This is a genomic window from Bacillus gobiensis (genome assembly GCF_001278705.1).
In the GTDB taxonomy this organism is placed as follows: Bacteria; Bacillota; Bacilli; order Bacillales; family Bacillaceae; genus Bacillus; species Bacillus gobiensis.
Genome location: NZ_CP012600.1, coordinates 1,892,946 through 1,911,488 on the forward strand (window position 1 = coordinate 1,892,946; position 18,543 = coordinate 1,911,488).

The window sequence follows — 18,543 nt, forward strand, 5'->3', positions numbered from 1 at the left end:
CTTTCTCCATGCAATGAAATTGCTCCCAGTGTCCATAAGAAAAAACACCAAGTGGATAATCACTTGGTGTTTAGCTTGTCATGAAATCGAAAGGTGTTACTCCTTCCATTCCGATATTCGCATCGTGCACGCTAAATGGAAGCTGGCTTTGAAGCTCTCGAAGTTCAGTATCTTCTTCAGATAAAGCTTCATTTAATCTGGTACGTAATGATGTTTGTCTTTCCGCCAATTCTTTGTTACGTACTCCCCATTCCAATGCTTCGATTTCACCGCACAGAATTAAAAACTTTTTGCTTCTTGTAATTGCTGTATATAATAAGTTTTTTCTCAGCATCCTGTAATAGCTTCTAACGACCGGGAGGATTACGATCGGAAATTCACTGCCTTGGGATTTATGAATAGAACAGCAATAGGCGTGGGTGAACTGTACAAAATCCTTTTTTACAAATGTGATTTCATTCCCATCAAACGAAACAATGATCATATCCTCTTTTTCTGTATTCTCTTTCGCATAAAATATTGAAGTGATTTCACCCATATCACCATTAAAAACATTTTGTTCGGGTTGATTGACAAGCTGCAATATTTTATCCCCTGTACGGTAAGTCACATCGCCAAATTTCATTTCCCGTTTTTTCGAAGAGGCTGGATTCAAAATTTGCTGAAGGAGGGCATTAAGCTCATTTATGCCTGCCGCTCCTTTGTACATAGGCGCCAGCACTTGCAGATCCTTAGCTGAAAACCCCTTCTTTAATGCGTTATTAACAACCTTTTCAACGACCTCTTTGATTTGGTTCTGGTTACAGCGAATAAACGAGCGATCCTTTGTCGGCACTGTAAGATTATTCGGCAGCTCGCCTTTTTTCATTTCATGAGCAAGCTCAATAATAGAGGAGCCTTCAGCTTGTCGATAGATATCCGTTAATTTAACTGTTTCGATCACACGAGAAGCGAGTAAATCTTTTAGCACTTGTCCGGGACCGACAGAAGGAAGTTGATCCTCGTCTCCCACCATAATAATCTGGACATTTTTTGGAATAGCCTTGAACAGATGGTTGGCAATAAAGATGTCCAGCATACTGGTTTCATCAATAATAACAAGTTTTCCGTCAATCGGATTATCTTCTGTGTGTGTAAACCCTTCAGCACCATTCCAGCCAAGCAGCCTGTGAATGGTGACAGCAGGAAGACCAGTCGATTCGCTCATGCGTTTTGCAGCTCTGCCTGTAGGCGCTGTTAAAACAAACGGAAACGGTTCATCCTTTTTATAATCGCCAGGTTCCAGTGAAACTCCGTGCAATTCGCTATAAAGCTCGACTATTCCGCGGATTACTGTCGTTTTTCCTGTTCCCGGCCCCCCAGTCAGCAGCATGATTGGCGACATGAGAGCTTTTTGAATGGCATCCTTTTGACTTTCAGCAAACTGAACATTAATTCTCTCTTCCAATTCACCAAGGGCAAGCAAAAACTCAGATTCAGGAAATTGATCTTCATAATCTGTCTGTTCTGCAATCGTTTTTAGATTTTTTGCGAAATTTCTTTCTGCATAAAATAATGACGGATAGTAGCAGCGGTCCTCTTCAACAATCACCTGGTTCAGCTTGCCCAGCTCAACAATTTGATCTGCAATGTCTACTTCATTGACGACATCATCTGCAGTTGAGGATTGATTTAACAGCTTCAGCGTATCAACAATGAGCTGCTTCGTGTACATATAAGTGTGTCCATCCTGCAGGCAGGATGCTTCAACTGTGTAAAGAATTGCCGCTTTAATCCGTTCGGGATGATTACCGGATAAACCGATCTGTCCCCCAAGCTCGTCAGCTCGGGCAAAACCGATTCCTTCAACGTCCTTGACCAACTGATAGGGATTTGACTGAATTTTATCCAATGTTTCTGATTGATACACCTGGTAAATTTTCATCGATAGCTGTGGGCCAAATCCATAATTGTTCAAAGCAATCATAACGCTCTCCAAGCCTTGATGCTCCTGAAGAGAAGCGGCCAGCTTATCCGCTTTTTTCTTTGATAGCTTTGCTACGTCGTAAAGGACAGCAGGGTCAGCTAATATCTTGTTGATGGCCCCTTCACCCAGTTTTTTTACGATTTCTTGGGCTGTTTTTTTTCCAATGCCCTCAAACAAGTCACTGGAAAGGTAATGGACAATGCCTTCCTTTGTCGTTGGGATCTCTTTTCGAAATCGCTCAGCCTGAAACTGAAGTCCGAATTTCGGATGTGTTTTACTTTCTCCATAAAACGTATATGTATCTTCTTCCTGAAGGGTAGGAAAATAACCGGTAACTGATACCGAAGAATCTTCAAACGCTTCACTTGTTTTTTCTACTTTTACCTTTAAAACGCTGTAATGATTGGATTCATTATGATAAATGACAGCGAGGATTTTGCCTTTGACAAACGATTCTTGGGCGATTTCAGGTTCCGTATGGTGATGTATGGTCATAAGGCTTCCTCCCTTCATTTTATCCCGCATTAATGCGCAGTGAGCCTTTACTGTTGTTCGATTAACGATTTTGCATGAAGTGCAAGCATATGCTCAGGATTTACTTCGATCGCTTGATTAAGCATTTCAAGCGCTTTTTCTTTATTTTCCTGATAAGCGTATGCGACTCCTAAATTATAATAAGCATCCGAATGGCTTGGATCGAGTTCGATGACTTTAGTAAATTGGCTAACAGCTTCATTAAGCAGCTGCTCATTTGCTAAGCAAAGGCCGTACTGAAACAGAACTTCAGGATCATCCTCCAGCAGCTCAGAAGCCCTCTGCAAATACGGCATAGCAAGCCTTGGCTGTTCCAGCTGGATAAGCGAAGTTCCGAGCATATAATATAAATCGCCGTTTTCCATTCCTAATCGCAGCGCTTTTTCAAACATATCTTTTGCTTCACTATAAGATTCTTTCATCACAAATAAATTTCCTGCTCCATAATACGCAGAAGCCGCGCCCTCGTCCAACGAAATCGCTTTTTCATAAAAAATTTGAGCACGGTCCAGTTCATTCACTGAAGCAAGCAGATTTGCAAAGTTTATATAAGGGATGGCATTTGTATGATCCTCTTCAATTGCTTGGGTAAAAGCATTCGCGGCCGCTTCGTAATCGCCCTTTTGCATTGCTTCGATGCCGATTTTGTTGTAATCCATTGTCTCCTCCTTCAATTCTAGGTGTTCTTGTAAAAAACCTCAACACGAGTGGTTGAGGTTTTTTTACTTAAACATACCAAAGTTTTTCATTATTTTTATAAACATGATCGATCGTTCCTCCGCCAAGACATTCGTTTCCTTGGTAGAATACAACAGCCTGCCCCGGCGTCACTGCTCTTACCGGTTCATCAAAGATGACTTCAACTTTTGTTTCATCAATCATTTTCACTGTTACCCCGCTGTCTTTTTGGCGGTAACGAAACTTGGCAGTGCACTTAAGAGACTCATTCGGTTTCAAATCTGGACGCACCCAGCTGACCTGATCCGCAATGATTTTGTCAGAATACAAAAGCTCGTCATGGAAGCCTTGGGCAACATACAAGATGTTTTTTTCCAAATTTTTACCCGCTACAAACCAAGGATCTCCGCTTCCGCCAATTCCGAGACCGTGCCGTTGGCCGATCGTATAATACATAAGCCCGTCATGCTCGCCTTTCACTTCTCCATCCATCGTTTGCATTTCGCCAGGCTGTGCAGGAAGATACTGGCTTAGGAATGTTTTGAAGTTTCTTTCTCCGATAAAACAAATTCCCGTACTGTCTTTTTTAGCAGCAGTTGCCAGCCCGTGTTTTTTCGCAATTTCTCTGACTTCGCTTTTTTCAAGATTGCCAATCGGAAAAAGAACCTTGTTTAGCTGCTCTTCTGTTAGTTGGTTTAAGAAATACGTTTGATCTTTATTTTCATCAATCCCTCGGAGCATTTTCACACCTTCCGGGTTATGCTCTACCCTTGCATAGTGCCCCGTTGCCAGATAGTCCGCCCCAAGAGACAGCGCATGCTCCAAAAAGGCTTTAAACTTAATTTCTTTATTGCACATGACGTCAGGGTTCGGGGTTCTGCCTGCTTTATACTCATCCAAGAAATATTGAAAAACCTTTTCCCAATATTGCTTTTCAAAATTAACCGCGTAGTAAGGAATCCCGATTTGATTACATACGCGAATCACATCCTCGTAATCCTCAGTTGCCGTACAGAACCCGTTTTCATCCGTATCGTCCCAGTTTTTCATAAAAATACCGATGACATCATACCCTTGTTGTTTTAACAAAAGAGCGGCTACAGATGAATCGACTCCTCCCGACATACCGACAACAACTCTTGTGTTTTCGGGTGCTTTCTTCATAGCCGCTTCAACTCCTTACATTAATCTTCTTACAACTTCTGCGAGCTTCTCTGAAGCACGCTTGATTTTCTCTTTGGTATGCTCAGGCCCGAAACTGATTCTGACTGATGAACGCAGCTGCGGCGCGTCTTCGCCATACATAGCTTTGAGCACATGGGAAGGCAGAAGCGATCCTGCAGTACAAGCAGACCCGCTTGATACCGCAATCCCTTCAAGGTCCAAATTCACTAGCAAAGCCTCGACCTGGACACCTGGAAAATATAGATTTAAGACGTGTGGCAGGCTTTCATTTATGTCGCCATTGATTTGAACATTCACTTCTTTTTCCTTCAGCGATTGAATCATAATCGTTTTAAACTCACGATATAATTGGCTTTTTGCTTCTCGTTTTTCAACTGATAAACGAACCGCTTCATTTAAACCGACGATTCCTGGTACATTTTCCGTTCCCGCACGCTGTTTGCGCTCCTGTTCTCCTCCAAGCATTTGCGGAGAGAGCTTAGCGTCTTGGCTGACATATAAAAAGCCTGTCCCCTTCGGCCCGTTTAGCTTATGGCCGGATACAGACATTAGATCAATATTCTCGCTTTTTACTTGAATCGGCAAATATCCGAACGCTTGTACAGCATCCGTATGAAAATAGGCTGTATGGTTCTTAACCAGCTCTCCAATGTCTTTGATTGGCTGAACCGATCCAACCTCATTGTTTCCATACATAATCGTCACGAGAATTGTATCCTCACGAAGAGCATTGCGAACTTGCCCGGCACTGACTTTACCATCCTGGTCAGGCTTCAAATACGTCACCTGAAACCCCATCTCTTCCAGCCGTTCACACGGATGGAGAACGGCGTGATGTTCAATTTCAGTTGTGATGATATGATTTCCCTTGTGCTTACGGGATAGAGCTGCCCCGATTATGGCAAGGTTATTCGCTTCCGTTCCGCCGCTCGTAAAGACAATTTCATTTTGGGATGCGCCAATAAGATTGGCAATCGAGCCCCTAGCTTCATCCAGCCATTTTCTGCTTTCTCTTCCAAACGAGTGAATGCTGGAAGGATTGCCAAACGTTTCTGTGAAGTAGGGCATCATTTTTTCTACCACTTTTGGATCGGTTGGAGACGTTGCCGCATGATCCAAATAAATTCGATTCATTTGTAACACCTCGGGTCGTTAAATATAAAACATATACGCTTCTTGTTCGCCTTCGGTGTAGTTTGCCAAATCTTCAAGTGTTGTACTATCAAGCACTTCTTTGACAGCGTCCCGAATGCGAATCCAGAGCTCCCGCTTGGCAGGCTCTTCGTTTTCCAGCACTTCTACCGGGCTGATCGGCCCTTCAAGTACACGTATGATGTCACCCGCTGTAATGTCAGACGGATCGTGACCTAAAATGTACCCTCCGTACGCCCCGCGAATGCTTTTTACCAGTCCGGCGTTTCTTAATGGAGACACAAGCTGCTCTAAATAATGCTCGGACAAATCATTCGTTTGAGCAATACTTTTTAAAGAAGTGGGGCCTTCACCCTGCTTTTTAGCGAGCTCAATCATAATCGTTAAACCGTATCTTCCTTTTGTTGATATCTTCAAAATAACACACCTCTGCAAAATAGTTACTCTATCGTAATAATCATTATATACAAATTAGTATAGACCAAATGCAATTATAGCACACTTTAATCATAGTTACATTTTAATGCTCTTATATTCGGATGTCTTTCGTTATTTATCATGATTTTGGTATTCTATAGTCAGACATGAAATCGGGAGAGATGAATATGAAGCCACTGGCATTCAGAATGCGGCCAACGAAAATCGAAGAAATTCTCGGCCAGGAGCATCTCGTTGCAGATGAGCAAATCATAGCACGGATGGTAAAAGCGAAGCATCTATCTTCAATGATCCTTTACGGGCCACCAGGCATTGGAAAAACTTCAATCGCCACAGCTATTGCAGGAAGCACCAGCATTGCTTTTCGTTCGTTAAATGCTGTCATCAATAATAAAAAAGATATGGAAATTGTAGTGGAAGAAGCCAAGATGTCGGGGCAAATCATCTTAATTTTAGATGAGGTACATCGATTGGATAAAGCAAAGCAGGATTTTTTGCTTCCCTATTTAGAAAATGGCATGATTATTCTCATTGGTGCCACTACCGCCAATCCTTACCATGCGATTAACCCTGCGATCAGAAGCCGGACGCAAATCTTTGAATTACATCCGTTAACACCAGAGCTTATCAAAAAAGCTCTGTTAAGGGCAATCGCTGATGAACATAGAGGGCTAGGCGGCTATTCGCTAGATTGCTCTGAAGAAGCACTGAACCATTTTGCCACTGCCTGCGGGGGTGATGTCCGGTCGGCATTAAACGCACTCGAACTAGCTGTTCTTTCAACAAATGAAAATGAAGACGGAATTATTCCAATTACGCTTGAAATCGCTGAAGAATGTCTTCAAAAGAAAAGCTTTGCCCATGATAAGAATGGGGATGCCCATTATGACGTGTTGTCAGCCTTTCAAAAATCAATCAGAGGGTCAGACGCGAACGCCGCAATGCACTACTTTGCGCGGCTGGTAGAAGCCGGCGATCTTGAAAGCATTGCCAGGCGGTTGCTTGTGATCGCCTATGAAGACGTCGGGCTGGCGAATCCGCAAGCAGGCCCAAGAGCGCTCGCCGCAGTACAAACGGCTGAAAGAATCGGCTTTCCTGAAGCGAGGATCCCGCTTGCCAACGCCGTCATCGAGCTTTGCTTATCTCCCAAATCTAACTCAGCCATCATGGCAATCGATCAAGCTCTCGCGGATATTCGCAGCGGAAAAATCGGCGAGGTGCCAAAGCACTTAAAGGATGCTCACTACAAGGGTGCTGCTAAACTTGGCAGAGGACTTGATTATCTGTACCCGCACAATTATGAAAACGGCTGGGTCAAACAGCAGTATTTGCCCGATCCGCTGAAAAACAAGAAGTATTATCAGCCAAAGCAAACCGGGAAATTTGAAGCCGCATTGAAGCAGGTGTATGAGAAAATAAATGATAATAGCAAATAGGGAACCCGGGAATTGTGCATTTTCAGGGTATTTCTGTGCGATTCTCTAATGTTGTCTACTATACAGGTACATTAACAGGCGGTCTGTGCAATTATTCCGGGTTTTTGTGCAATTAACTGTGGTAACCGTGCAATTGTGCCACAGTTCTGTGCAATTAACTGTAGTAACCGTGCAATTACACCGTTGTCCTTGAAGTTTTTGCTCCAGAACCCTTATTACCTTATGTTGATAAAGCTTATCCCTTGCTTCAAAGAGAGAGAACCTTGTTTAAAACCTTAAATAAAGGACCTGTTAAAAAGTCTCTAATTTTACTAGACTTTTTAACAGGTCACTTAATAAGTCAATTTAGATTTTCATAATACCACCAGTGCTAGCGGATGTTACAAGCTTAGAGTAACGAGCCAAATAGCCTGTTTTAACTTTTGGTTCAAAGCCTTTCCAGTTTGCTTTTCGCTGCTCCCATTCTTCCTCAGGAACTAGAACATCTATTGTGCGCTTTTCAATGTCAATGACAATATGATCACCATTTTGAACAAATGCAAGCGGTCCGCCTTCTGCTGCTTCTGGTGAAGCATGACCGATAGATAGACCGCGGGAAGCACCTGAAAAACGTCCGTCTGTTACAAGGGCTACTTTTGCTCCTAAACCCATACCGACAATTTGGGAAGTTGGTGCTAACATTTCCGGCATACCCGGTCCGCCTTTTGGTCCCTCATAACGAATGATGACAACATGTCCTTCTTTGACTTGTCCCCCGGCAATACCTTCTAAAGCCTCATCTTGTGAGTCAAAGACAATCGCTGGTCCCTCGTGGGAAGTAATTCCGCCTTGGACACCACCTGTTTTGATAATTGCACCATCTGGAGCAAGGTTACCAAATAATACCGCAAGTCCACCCTTTTCTGAGAACGGATTATCGATTGAATGAATAACATTGTTGTCTTTCACATCACAACCGGCGATGTTTTCCCCAAGGGTTTTTCCTGTTACTGTTATGACGTCAAGGTGAAGTGCATCCTCTTTTTTGGATAATTCATTTAATGCAGCGGATACTCCACCTGCTTCATGCAAATCTTCAATATGAACGTCTGATGCTGGCGCAAGCTTTGAAAGATGCGGCACACGCGCTGCTACTTCATTGATTCGTTCAAGCGGATAGTCTATACCTGCTTCGTTTGCAAGGGCAAGCGTGTGTAAAACCGTATTCGTTGATCCACCGAGTGCCATATCAAGAGCAAATGCGTTATCAATTGCTTTTTCTGTCACGATATCACGCGGCTTTAAATCCAAATCAATTAAATTCATTAACTGACTAGCTGAGCGTTTAACAAATTCTTTTCGCTCTGGTGCAACTGCTAAAATCGTTCCGTTTCCTGGTAGAGCTAGTCCAAGTGCCTCTGCCAAGCAGTTCATAGAGTTAGCAGTGAACATTCCGGAACAAGAGCCACATGTTGGACATCCAAACTGCTCAAGCTCTAGAAGACCTTTTCCATCAAGGTTCCCAGCCTGATAAGCACCCACTCCTTCAAATACTGAAGAAAGTGAAATTTTCCGGCCATCACTTGTACGACCGGCTGCCATTGGACCGCCACTAACAAAAATCGTCGGAATATTTAAGCGCATAGCAGCCATCATCATACCTGGTGTAATTTTGTCACAGTTTGGAATACAGACCATGCCATCAAACCAGTGTGCTGATACAACCGTTTCTACGGAATCAGCAATAATTTCACGACTTGGTAATGAGTAGCGCATCCCGATATGCCCCATTGCAATACCATCATCTACACCGATTGTGTTCATTTCAAACGGAACACCACCTGCTTCGCGAATCGCTTCTTTTACAATTTTCCCAAATTCCTGTAAATGTACATGTCCAGGAACAATATCAATATATGAGTTGACAACCGCGATGAACGGTTTATTAAAATCCTCTTCTTTTACACCAGCAGCACGAAGCAAGCTTCTATGCGGTGCTCGGTCAAATCCTTTTTTAATCATATTACTGCGTAGTTCTCCCAAAATAAATCCCTCCATATAAGTCTCACTATGTTATCTGTAAATTTTAACTATTCGATATTATAACACTATTTTTAATATACTTATAGCCTTAAAAATATCTGCAAGTAATCTCCAAAACTTGGGCATATTGATACTATTCCTTGCATTTGTATGTTCTTCCTTTTCTGTATTAACAAATCCTCTAAATGAGTAAATGATTCGTCCTCCATTACCAAAAGCATTTCCTGAATCGTAAAACCAAATCCCCTTAACTTAACCAGAAGGATTGCAAGAAAGCAGCTTCCGTCATCGTAATAGTGATAATTGTTACGTGGATCTATATAAGCTGGTTCGAGGAATTTAACTTCTGCATAATATCTCAAAGCTTCTTTGCTTAAGCCTGTCAATTCAGCGAACTCACTAATCTTGTACATTCTTCCCCTCGCTGCTATAAATAGTAAACCTTGGGGTGCATCACATGGTCAATAATATTTTTGCTTCTGTATTCAGAGAGTGCACGTCTTGCCAGACAAAAAAATAGACCTCCCCTTAAAAGGGATAGGTCTATTTTAAATGGTTTGTGTCAGCTTTTAGTAATGTTTGATTGGATTGGTTGAGAACAACATTCATCTCAACTTACCATTCCGCAACGCTGCCGTCTTTGTGTCGCCACACTGGATTATGCCAATTGTGGCTGATGTCAGCCATTTTTCTGACGTGGCTCTCATTGATCTCAATGCCGAGACCAGGGCCGTTCGGAATTTTTACATAGCCGTCTTTATAGGTGAACACATTTTTCTCCATTATATAATCAAGCAGATCGGATCCTTGGTTGTAATGGATGTCGAGACTCTGCTCCTGGATAAAGGCGTTGTGGCAGGTCGCGTCCACCTGTAAGCATGCTGCGAGAGCAATCGGGCCCAGTGGACAGTGCGGTGCCGCAGCTACATCAAAGGCTTCTGCCATTGATAAAATCTTTTTGCATTCGGTTATTCCGCCTGCGTGAGACAAGTCGGGCTGTATAATATCCACATAGCCATCGACGAGAAGCCGTTTAAAATCCCATTTTGAATACATGCGTTCACCTGTCGCGATCGGTGTGCTGACAAGACTTGCGATTTCTCTTAACGCTTCATTATTTTCCGGAAGAACCGGCTCTTCAATAAACATCGGCCGAAACGATTCAATTTCCTTTGCCAATATTTTCGCCATCGGCTTATGCACTCTGCCGTGAAAATCGATTCCAATGCCTACATATGGACAGACAGCCTCGCGAACGGCTGCCACACGTTCGATGACCTGCTCGACTTTTTCATGAGAATCGACATATTGCAGTTCTTCTGTCCCATTCATTTTTACGGCTTTGAATCCTCTTTCAACGACTTCCTTTGCGTTATTTCCAACATCATATGGACGGTCACCGCCAATCCAGGAATAAACTTTTATTGATTCCCTCGCTTTCCCCCCTAAAAGCTGGTGAACCGGCTGCCCGTAATACTTTCCTTTAATGTCCCAAAGCGCTTGATCGATACCGGAAATTGCGCTCATTAAGATCGGGCCGCCGCGATAAAAACCGCTTCTGTACATCACATTCCAATGATCTTCAATCGATAATGGATCTTTATCGATCAGATACTCCATTAATTCTTCAACCGCAGTCTTGACCGTCGCCGCTCGCCCTTCCACGACTGGCTCGCCCCAGCCGGTGATTCCTTCGTCTGTATCTATTTTTAAAAACAGCCACCTTGGCGGAATTTGAAAAAGTTCATAGTTTGTGATTTTCACGTGGTTACTCTCCCTTTAATTGATCGCTTCTAGAAATTCTCTCGATTTCGCTGTTAACTGCCTTAAATAGATATCACTAACTGCTTTCTTCGTATCGACTAAAGCGCTTCCAAGTCCGACGCCGATTGAACCCGCTCTCATAAATTCCGCTATATTTTCCAGGTTGACTCCTCCGGTCGGCAAGAGTGGAATTTGTTTGAGCGGTCCTAAAATATCCTTAATATATCCGGGCCCCGAAGAAGCAGGAAACACTTTAATGATGTCTCCTCCATGTTCAAAAGCAGTTAATATTTCACTAGGGCTGAACGCGCCTGGAATACTTACGGCGCCATGCCGTTTCGTAAGCTTGATCGTATCGACATTGACAGTCGGGGATAAAATGAATTCAGCTCCTGCTGCTAAAGCTGCTTGTGCAGATTCGGGATCCAGTACAGTTCCCGCTCCTATCAGCATTTCGTTTCCATACTTTGTTTTCACGTTTTTAATCACTTCGAATGCATTCGGCGAATTCAAAGTAATTTCAAGCAATCGAATACCGCCTTCGTATAAAGCATCTGCAATTTGAAGGACATCAGATGCTTCTGCTCCCCTAACAATCGCAATCACTTTGTTATCTTTTATAAAATCTAATGCAGACATCCAACCTCTCCTTTAATAAACTATCGGTCTACATCCTCAGAGCTCTTATGGACAAAATGCCGAAGAATTTCTTTATCGGGAAGTCCTTCTATATCTCCGTTAACCATCGTAACGATCGCCCCGATTGCACAGCCTCTTTGAACCGCTTTTTCAATACCGGCATTTTCAATAAGACCCGAAATAACACCTGCAGCAAAGCCATCTCCTGCTCCAACAGGATCAACGACCCGATCTACTTTGTACCCGCTTACATAACCGTGCTGATTATGACTTTCATAGTAAGCTCCGGAGGCACCCATTTTGACGACAGCTAATTCACTGCCCATATCTAATACTTTTTTTACGATTTCCTTTTCGTCCTTTGTCCCGAATAAAAATTCACCTTCGCTCGTTCCCGGCAGTATAATGTCGGCTAATTTAGCCATCTCCAGCAACGTAGCTTTTGCTTTTTCTTCAGACCAAAGCTTCTTACGGACATTTGGGTCAAAAACAATTTTTGTGTGATGTTTCTTTGCAAGCTGCATCGCGTAAAAGACAGCTTCAAGTGAGCTTTCGCTTAGAGCCGGAGTGATCCCGGTGACATACAGGTATGAGCTTCGAGAAATGTAACCGCTATCAATATCATGCTTTGTAATCGTGCTTGCTGCTGAACCCTTGCGATAATACATGATTTTCATATTGGACTCATTTGTTTTTTCTTTAAAGAAAATTCCGGTAGGGTGCTTATTATCAGAGATCACCTGGCTTGTATCGATACCTTCGCCTCGAATCTGAGAGAGAATCAACCTTCCGAATTCATCACTGCCAACCTTGCTTATCCATCCAGTTTTTATCCCTAAGCGGGTAAGGCCTATAAGTGTGTTCGTTTCCGCGCCGGCAATTTTGGCGGAAAAATTCCGATTGTACCTCAATAGCCCGTCTTCTTGAGGAGTAAATAAAACCATTGTTTCTCCTATACTAATGACATCCATTTTAGATCACCCCCTTTTTGTAACCCATTTGAATCGAAAGTTTCGCAGCAGCTTCTGTTAGTTTTCGGGCAATCTCTTCCTTTCTTTTACTCATTCTTTCTTTCGGACCGGCCACACTAATGGCAGCCTCGACTATATTGCCTCCGCCATAAATAGGTGCGGCTACACAGAATAACCCCTCTTCATTTTCCTCATCATCAATCGAGTAGCCCAGGGTTTTATAGAGCTCAAGACATTCTTCAAGCTTCGACCGATCGGTAATCGTACGAGGAGTCACCGGCTGAAGAGCGATTGTACTTATCAGCTTCTCTCTCTTTTCGACAGGCAGAAAGGCTAGAAACGTTTTGCCAAGACCGGTACAGTGCAGCGGTTTTTGGTATCCCGGCTGAGCAGTTGTTTTTATGGATCGGTTACTGTCGATTTTCAGTACATACACTAATCGCTCTTCTGATAAAACCGCCATAAAGACCGTTTCTTGGACATCCTCCATCAGCTTAGATAGTACCGGCTTTCCAATTGAAGCGATATCAAGCGATTCCATGGCATTGTTTCCAATTTGAATAAGTTTTGGCCCGAGCTTATACCTTTTTGCATGGTCCTGTAATAAATACCCTTCGTTAAACAATGTCGAAATTAAATGAAACGTGCTACTTTGCGGTAGTCCCAATTCGTCGCTTATGTCTTTGACAGTAAGACCATTCCGCTTCATTGCCAGGAGCTCAAACACTTTTAAAACACGTACGGCTGACTTTACCACATGGCTCCTCCTTTCAAATCATATATGTGATTTGAAATTCTATTTAGAATTTTCATTAATTTTATTCTAGCACGTTATGCCGTATCGTCAATAAGGAAATAAAAGCGCAAACAAAAAATGATAAAAGCTGATTAATGTAAAGAGAAAACCGTCAATGTAAAGGATCTAAGATGCCTCAAAGTACCTGTGTAGTGCTTTGACGCTTCCGGACTTCAGAAACGATGTGAAGGACTTTTCTCTGGATCTATTCCCTCTTTTCGTCCTTCAGCTCCCCTTTGAAAGACTTTTACTCTGGTTTTTCTTCTCCTTTTTGTCCTTCAAAACCCCTGTGAAGGACTTTTCTCTGGATCTATTCCCTCTTTTCGTCCTTCAGCTCCCCTGTGAAGGACTTTTCTCTGGATCTATTCCCTCTTTTCGTCCTTCAGCTCCCCTGTGAAGGACTTTTCCTTGGTTCTACTACTCCTTTTTGTCCTTCAGAACCCTTTCGAAGAACTTTTATCTGGCTCTTTTCCTTCTTTTTGTCCTTCAAAACCCCTATGAAGGACTTTTTCCTGGTTCTTTATCTCCTTTTTATCCTTCTGAACACGTAAGATACTTCCGATTCCAAAATCACCCAAAACATAGTCGTTAACGAGATTTAAACAACTTCTGATCATTTCTATTTGAATACGATTAAATGAGTAACAGCGTGAAGAATTCACTTCCTGAGTTTCCTAACAACAAAAAAACAGTGTGCAAAGCCAGCTCTTTGCACACTGCGTTCAGTTACTATCTATCTTTCACTCGCTCAATCGGAATATCCTTAATTAAGTCCATGACAACATGCCCGCCCATGATCAAACCTACGACTGATGGAACAAAAGCGTTTGAGGATGGCGGCATTTTTGCCTTTCTGATTTTTGCATCGTCTTTCCCGACCTCTTGGCGAACGTCTTCACGAATTACAATCGGGCTCTCATCGGAAAAAACAACAGGCACCCCTTTGTGAATTCCTTCTTTTCTGAGCCTTGTCCGAATGACTTTCGCAATCGGATCTGTATGAGTCTTTGATATGTCATCGATCCGGAATCTAGTAGGATCTGTTTTATTCGCTGCGCCCATACTTGAAATGATTTTTATGTTTCGTCTTAGGCACTCCTTCATCAGATGAATCTTATAATGGATCGTATCAGATGCATCGATAACAAAATCGAGTCCATGTTCAAAAAAAGTCTCATAGGTTTCTTCGGTATAGAACATTTTTAAAGAGGTCACTTCACAATCCGGATTGATATCGGCAATCCGGGCTTTCATGACATCTGCTTTCGGTTTTCCGACCGTAGACAATAGAGCGGGAAGCTGGCGATTAACATTCGTAATATCAATATCATCCTTATCGACCAAAACGATGTGGCCGACTCCCGATCTAGCCAAAGCTTCAGCGGCAAACGAACCGACTCCGCCTATGCCGAGAACAGCGACTCTGCTGTTTTTTAATATATGTAAACCTTCTTTACCAATGGCTAATTCATTTCTTGAAAATTGATGCAGCACATCTCTCACTCCATATTCAAATGTACTTATTTACAGCATAAAAAAAGTCCCGATTGTGCCGTTGTCAATTTCCTTCGTTTTGATCCCGCTCACAGCAGGTGGGTGTCTTATCTCAAATGTTATAAGTCCTCTTTGACCGATAGAAAAAGAGGCATGTACTCCATTTGAAAACGCAGACTCCCGAATAAATAAATGTTCGGTCAAAACTAGGTATACAACAAACACATCAGGACCTATTTTCTTTGAAAAAAAGAATACCACACGATTGGGTTCATATCAAGCAGCCAATATGCCCCGCATGAACGGTTATTTTTTCAGCGCTTTTTCTTTCAATTGTAAATTCAACTCATCAAGCTGATCTTTGCTAACCTCACCCGGCGCTTCCGTCAGCAGGTCACTTGCACTTGCTGTTTTTGGAAAAGCAATTGTGTCTCGCAAATTCGACCTTCCAGCAAGCAGCATAACGAGCCTATCCAAACCAAGTGCAATACCGCCATGAGGAGGAGTGCCATATTCAAACGCTTGAAGAAGAAATCCAAATTGCTCTTCTGCTTCTTCCTTTGAAAAGCCAAGCAAAGTAAACATTTTTTCCTGGATCTCCTTTTCAAAAATACGGACTGATCCGCCTCCGAGTTCGTATCCGTTCAATACGAGGTCATATGCCTGAGCCTTCATAGCTGCAGGGTTTGTTTCAATCAGGTCCAAGTCCTCTCTTGCCGGCATGGTAAATGGATGGTGTGCTGCGTAATAACGCCCTTCTTCTTCATCATACTCCAACAGCGGCCAATCAACGACCCAAAGGAAATTATATTTACTTTCATCAATCAGCTGCAGCTCTTTTCCAAGCTTTAGTCGTAAAGCACCTAATGCATCATTTGCTACTTCTTTTTTATCAGCAACAAACAAGAAAAGATCCCCGGCTTCTGCATGAAGTGTACTAGTCAAAGAGCTTTGAGCCTCAGAATTGAAGAATTTTGCAATCGGGCCTTTTAATTCACCCTCTTCTACCTTAAGCCACGCAAGGCCTTTTGCTCCAAAGTTGCCGACATAATTACCGAGCGCATCAATATCCTTTCTCGAATATTTGTCAGCGGCAGCCTTTACGTTGATCGCCTTGACGACTCCCCCGCTTTGAACTGCACCAGAAAATACTTTAAAATCTGAGTCGCGAACGAGGCTGGACACATCAGTAAGCAGCATGTCAAAGCGAACATCCGGTTTATCCGAGCCATACGAATTCATCGCCTCATCATAAGACATTCTTGGCAGCGGAAGGTTCAGCTCAATACCTTTCGTTTCACGCATGATTTTCGCCATCATTTGTTCCGACAGAGCCATAATCTCTTCTTGGCTCATGAACGACATTTCGATATCGATCTGGGTAAATTCCGGCTGGCGGTCAGCGCGCAAATCTTCATCACGGAAGCATCGGGCAATCTGGTAATAACGATCAAAGCCGGATACCATCAATAGCTGCTTAAACAGCTGAGGCGATTGAGGGAGTGCATAGAATTGGCCCTCATGTACACGGCTTGGCACCAAGTAATCTCTGGCTCCTTCCGGCGTGCTTTTTGTCAGAATCGGCGTCTCCACATCCAAGAAACCATGATCGTCTAGAAAATTCCGGATCGATTTTGTTACATTATGCCTCATTTTAAAAGTATCAAACATTGCCGGCCTTCTAAGATCCAAATACCTATGTTTCAAGCGGACATCCTCAGCCACTTCGTCAGTTTGGTCAGAAATCATAAAAGGAGGAGTTTTGCTGCTGCTTAAGATTTCAATCCGTTCCGCATGAATTTCAATTTTCCCTGTTTTTATATTCGGGTTGACAGTTCCGCTATCTCTTTCGACTACAGTCCCTGAAATATCCAGAACAAATTCGCTTCTTACACCTTCGGCAATTCTCAATGCTTCTTCAGAAAAATCCGGGTTGAACACGACTTGCACAATGCCGGAACGGTCTCTTAGATCGATGAAGATTAATCCGCCTAAATCGCGTCTCTTTTGTACCCAGCCTTTTAGTATGATATTTTCGCCAATTGATTTTTCAGTGATTTCTCCGCAGTAATATGTTCTTCCAAACAACGTAACTCTCTCCTTTTTATGCCCCTGTAATGTTAGCTTTCATAAACCGTACGAATTCATCCAGCTTGATTTCCAGCTGCTCTCCGGTTTCCGTATCCTTGACATTGATTTTTTGTTCATTCAGCTCATTTTCGCCTAAGATCGCGATAAATTTGGCACTGCGCCGTTCCGCTGCTTTGAATTGGCCCTTTAGTTTTTTATTTTCATAGTCTATCTCACTTGAAATTCCTTCTGCCCGAAGCTGTGCAAGTAAACGAACAGCTGCATCTCTGGCCTTATCGCCTAGTGCAGCGATAAAACAATCGGTTTCATTTGTAACCGGAGGCTCTATTTGTTCTGCATCAAGTGCAGCTAGCAGCCTTTCAATGCTCATCGCAAAACCGATCCCCGGTGCTTCCGGGCCGCCGACTTCTTCCACCAATCCGTTATATCTGCCGCCGCCGGCTAAAGTCGTAATCGCGCCAAAGCCTTCCGCGTCGCTCATAATTTCGAAAGCCGTATGATTATAATAGTCCAATCCTCTTACCAGATTCGGATCAACCGTATAAGGAATATCCAAATCGGATAAATACGTGAGCAGCTTGTTAAAATACTCTTTCGATTCTTCGTTCAGGTAATCCTGGATCGAAGGAGCTGTTCCCATTAGCTCATGATCCCTGTCCTGTTTGCAGTCAAGGATCCGAAGCGGATTTGTATGCAGTCGTTTTTGGCAATCTCCGCAAAATTCATCAATTCGCGGCTCAAAATGGCGAATCAATGCTTCCTTATGCGCCGCTCTGCTGTCTTTATCGCCAAGACTGTTGATAACAAGCTTAATGTTTTTCAATCCGGCTTTTTTATAAATGCTTAATGCAAGTGAAATCACTTCCGCATCAATCGCCGGGTCATTAATTCCGATCGCTTCGATGCCAAATTGATAAAATTGGCGGTATCTTCCAGTTTGCGGACGTTCATATCGGAACATCGGTCCAATGTAATAAAGCTTTGTCGGCTGAACGGGATTTGCGTACAGCTTGTTTTCCACAAATGCTCTCGCAACAGAAGCCGTTCCCTCCGGCCGTAAAGTCAAACTTCTACCTTTTCTGTCATCAAACGTGTACATTTCCTTTTGGACTATATCAGTAGATTCTCCTACGCCTCTTGTGAACAGATCGGTGTGCTCAAACATCGGTGTGCGAATTTCCCGATATTGATAGGCCTTGCACGTTTCTTTCGCAATTGTTTCAATCCACTGCCATTTTTCTGAATCGCCGGGCAGAATATCCTGCGTTCCCCGCGGAATCTTATAAGCCATTTTCAATCCTCCAATTTTTAACGTAAATAAAAAACTCCCGCCTCTACTAAGTTCATTTAGTAGGGACGAGAGTTATACCCGTGGTG

General features: G+C 42.9%; 15 protein-coding genes, 1 other RNA gene and 1 other annotated feature (1 of these 17 cut by a window edge). Of the genes, 1 reads left to right on the forward strand and 15 read right to left on the reverse strand.

The genetic code is table 11. The features are described 5' to 3' along the window. Nucleotides 1–70: 70 nt before the first annotated feature. The 5 genes from recD2 to cymR form a co-directional block, all read right to left on the reverse strand. The gene (recD2, locus tag AM592_RS09460; RefSeq protein ID WP_053603573.1) at nucleotides 71–2,461 is read right to left on the reverse strand and encodes an SF1B family DNA helicase RecD2; all 2,391 of its coding nucleotides are present in this window, start codon (nucleotides 2,459–2,461) and stop codon (nucleotides 71–73) included. Nucleotides 2,462–2,508: 47 nt separating this feature from the next. Then, nucleotides 2,509–3,159, reverse strand: coding sequence for a tetratricopeptide repeat protein (locus tag AM592_RS09465; protein WP_053603574.1), 651 nt, complete (start codon nucleotides 3,157–3,159; stop codon nucleotides 2,509–2,511). 67 nt (nucleotides 3,160–3,226) lie between these two features. Further along, nucleotides 3,227–4,342 carry a tRNA 2-thiouridine(34) synthase MnmA gene (gene mnmA, locus AM592_RS09470; protein ID WP_053603575.1) on the reverse strand — a complete coding sequence of 372 codons (1,116 nt, stop codon included), beginning with the start codon at nucleotides 4,340–4,342 and terminating at the stop codon, nucleotides 3,227–3,229. A 15-nt stretch (nucleotides 4,343–4,357) separates the two neighbouring features. Beyond that, nucleotides 4,358–5,497 (reverse strand): cysteine desulfurase family protein, encoded by a 1,140-nt coding sequence (locus tag AM592_RS09475; RefSeq protein WP_053603576.1) that lies wholly within the window; start codon nucleotides 5,495–5,497, stop codon nucleotides 4,358–4,360. An 18-nt stretch (nucleotides 5,498–5,515) separates the two neighbouring features. After that, entirely contained in the window at nucleotides 5,516–5,932 is a 417-nt protein-coding gene (cymR, locus tag AM592_RS09480) for a cysteine metabolism transcriptional regulator CymR (RefSeq protein WP_053603577.1), read from the reverse strand. A gap of 188 nt (nucleotides 5,933–6,120) precedes the next feature. On the opposite strand from cymR, the gene AM592_RS09485 reads away from it, so the two are divergent. Beyond that, nucleotides 6,121–7,389 (forward strand): replication-associated recombination protein A, encoded by a 1,269-nt coding sequence (locus tag AM592_RS09485; RefSeq protein ID WP_053603578.1) that lies wholly within the window; start codon nucleotides 6,121–6,123, stop codon nucleotides 7,387–7,389. A gap of 345 nt (nucleotides 7,390–7,734) precedes the next feature. Here AM592_RS09485 and ilvD read toward each other — a convergent pair whose 3' ends face one another. The 10 genes from ilvD to hisS all read right to left on the reverse strand — a co-directional run bounded on the left by ilvD (nucleotide 7,735) and on the right by hisS (nucleotide 18,457). Then, nucleotides 7,735–9,411, reverse strand: coding sequence for a dihydroxy-acid dehydratase (gene ilvD / locus AM592_RS09490; RefSeq protein WP_053603579.1), 1,677 nt, complete (start codon nucleotides 9,409–9,411; stop codon nucleotides 7,735–7,737). Nucleotides 9,412–9,491: 80 nt separating this feature from the next. Further along, entirely contained in the window at nucleotides 9,492–9,824 is a 333-nt protein-coding gene (locus tag AM592_RS09495) for a MerR family transcriptional regulator (protein ID WP_053603580.1), read from the reverse strand. Between the two features lie 202 nt (nucleotides 9,825–10,026). Beyond that, nucleotides 10,027–11,175: a galactonate dehydratase gene (dgoD, locus tag AM592_RS09500; protein ID WP_053603581.1), complete on the reverse strand. Its 1,149-nt coding sequence runs from the start codon at nucleotides 11,173–11,175 to the stop codon at nucleotides 10,027–10,029. Between the two features lie 15 nt (nucleotides 11,176–11,190). Continuing rightward, a complete protein-coding gene (locus AM592_RS09505; RefSeq protein ID WP_053603582.1) occupies nucleotides 11,191–11,814 on the reverse strand; it encodes a bifunctional 4-hydroxy-2-oxoglutarate aldolase/2-dehydro-3-deoxy-phosphogluconate aldolase in 624 nt (207 codons plus the stop codon). 20 nt (nucleotides 11,815–11,834) lie between these two features. After that, the gene (locus tag AM592_RS09510; protein ID WP_053603583.1) at nucleotides 11,835–12,785 is read right to left on the reverse strand and encodes a sugar kinase; all 951 of its coding nucleotides are present in this window, start codon (nucleotides 12,783–12,785) and stop codon (nucleotides 11,835–11,837) included. Between the two features lies 1 nt (nucleotide 12,786). Continuing rightward, nucleotides 12,787–13,542: an IclR family transcriptional regulator gene (locus AM592_RS09515; protein WP_225970350.1), complete on the reverse strand. Its 756-nt coding sequence runs from the start codon at nucleotides 13,540–13,542 to the stop codon at nucleotides 12,787–12,789. 768 nt (nucleotides 13,543–14,310) lie between these two features. After that, on the reverse strand, nucleotides 14,311–15,075 hold the full coding sequence (locus AM592_RS09525; RefSeq protein WP_053603585.1) for a tRNA threonylcarbamoyladenosine dehydratase: 765 nt from the start codon (nucleotides 15,073–15,075) through the stop codon (nucleotides 14,311–14,313). Nucleotides 15,076–15,117: 42 nt separating this feature from the next. Next, nucleotides 15,118–15,311, reverse strand: a non-coding RNA gene (gene ssrS, locus AM592_RS23265) — 6S RNA. Nucleotides 15,312–15,381: 70 nt separating this feature from the next. Further along, nucleotides 15,382–17,163, reverse strand: coding sequence for an aspartate--tRNA ligase (gene aspS, locus AM592_RS09530; protein WP_053603586.1), 1,782 nt, complete (start codon nucleotides 17,161–17,163; stop codon nucleotides 15,382–15,384). A 16-nt stretch (nucleotides 17,164–17,179) separates the two neighbouring features. After that, entirely contained in the window at nucleotides 17,180–18,457 is a 1,278-nt protein-coding gene (gene hisS / locus AM592_RS09535) for a histidine--tRNA ligase (RefSeq protein WP_053603587.1), read from the reverse strand. Nucleotides 18,458–18,515: 58 nt separating this feature from the next. Beyond that, nucleotides 18,516–18,543: a binding site (T-box leader), on the reverse strand (it continues 208 nt past the right edge of the window).

What these genes read in the sequence shown, in the direction of transcription:
- recD2 (WP_053603573.1), bottom strand. Translation starts at nt 2,461, where the DNA reads ATGACCATACATCACCATACGGAACCTGAAATCGCCCAAGAATCGTTT.
- AM592_RS09465 (WP_053603574.1), bottom strand. Translation starts at nt 3,159, where the DNA reads ATGGATTACAACAAAATCGGCATCGAAGCAATGCAAAAGGGCGATTAC.
- AM592_RS09485 (WP_053603578.1), top strand. Translation starts at nt 6,121, where the DNA reads ATGAAGCCACTGGCATTCAGAATGCGGCCAACGAAAATCGAAGAAATT.
- mnmA (WP_053603575.1), bottom strand. Translation starts at nt 4,342, where the DNA reads ATGAAGAAAGCACCCGAAAACACAAGAGTTGTTGTCGGTATGTCGGGA.
- hisS (WP_053603587.1), bottom strand. Translation starts at nt 18,457, where the DNA reads ATGGCTTATAAGATTCCGCGGGGAACGCAGGATATTCTGCCCGGCGAT.
- AM592_RS09475 (WP_053603576.1), bottom strand. Translation starts at nt 5,497, where the DNA reads ATGAATCGAATTTATTTGGATCATGCGGCAACGTCTCCAACCGATCCA.
- AM592_RS09510 (WP_053603583.1), bottom strand. Translation starts at nt 12,785, where the DNA reads ATGGATGTCATTAGTATAGGAGAAACAATGGTTTTATTTACTCCTCAA.
- AM592_RS09505 (WP_053603582.1), bottom strand. Translation starts at nt 11,814, where the DNA reads ATGTCTGCATTAGATTTTATAAAAGATAACAAAGTGATTGCGATTGTT.
- AM592_RS09495 (WP_053603580.1), bottom strand. Translation starts at nt 9,824, where the DNA reads ATGTACAAGATTAGTGAGTTCGCTGAATTGACAGGCTTAAGCAAAGAA.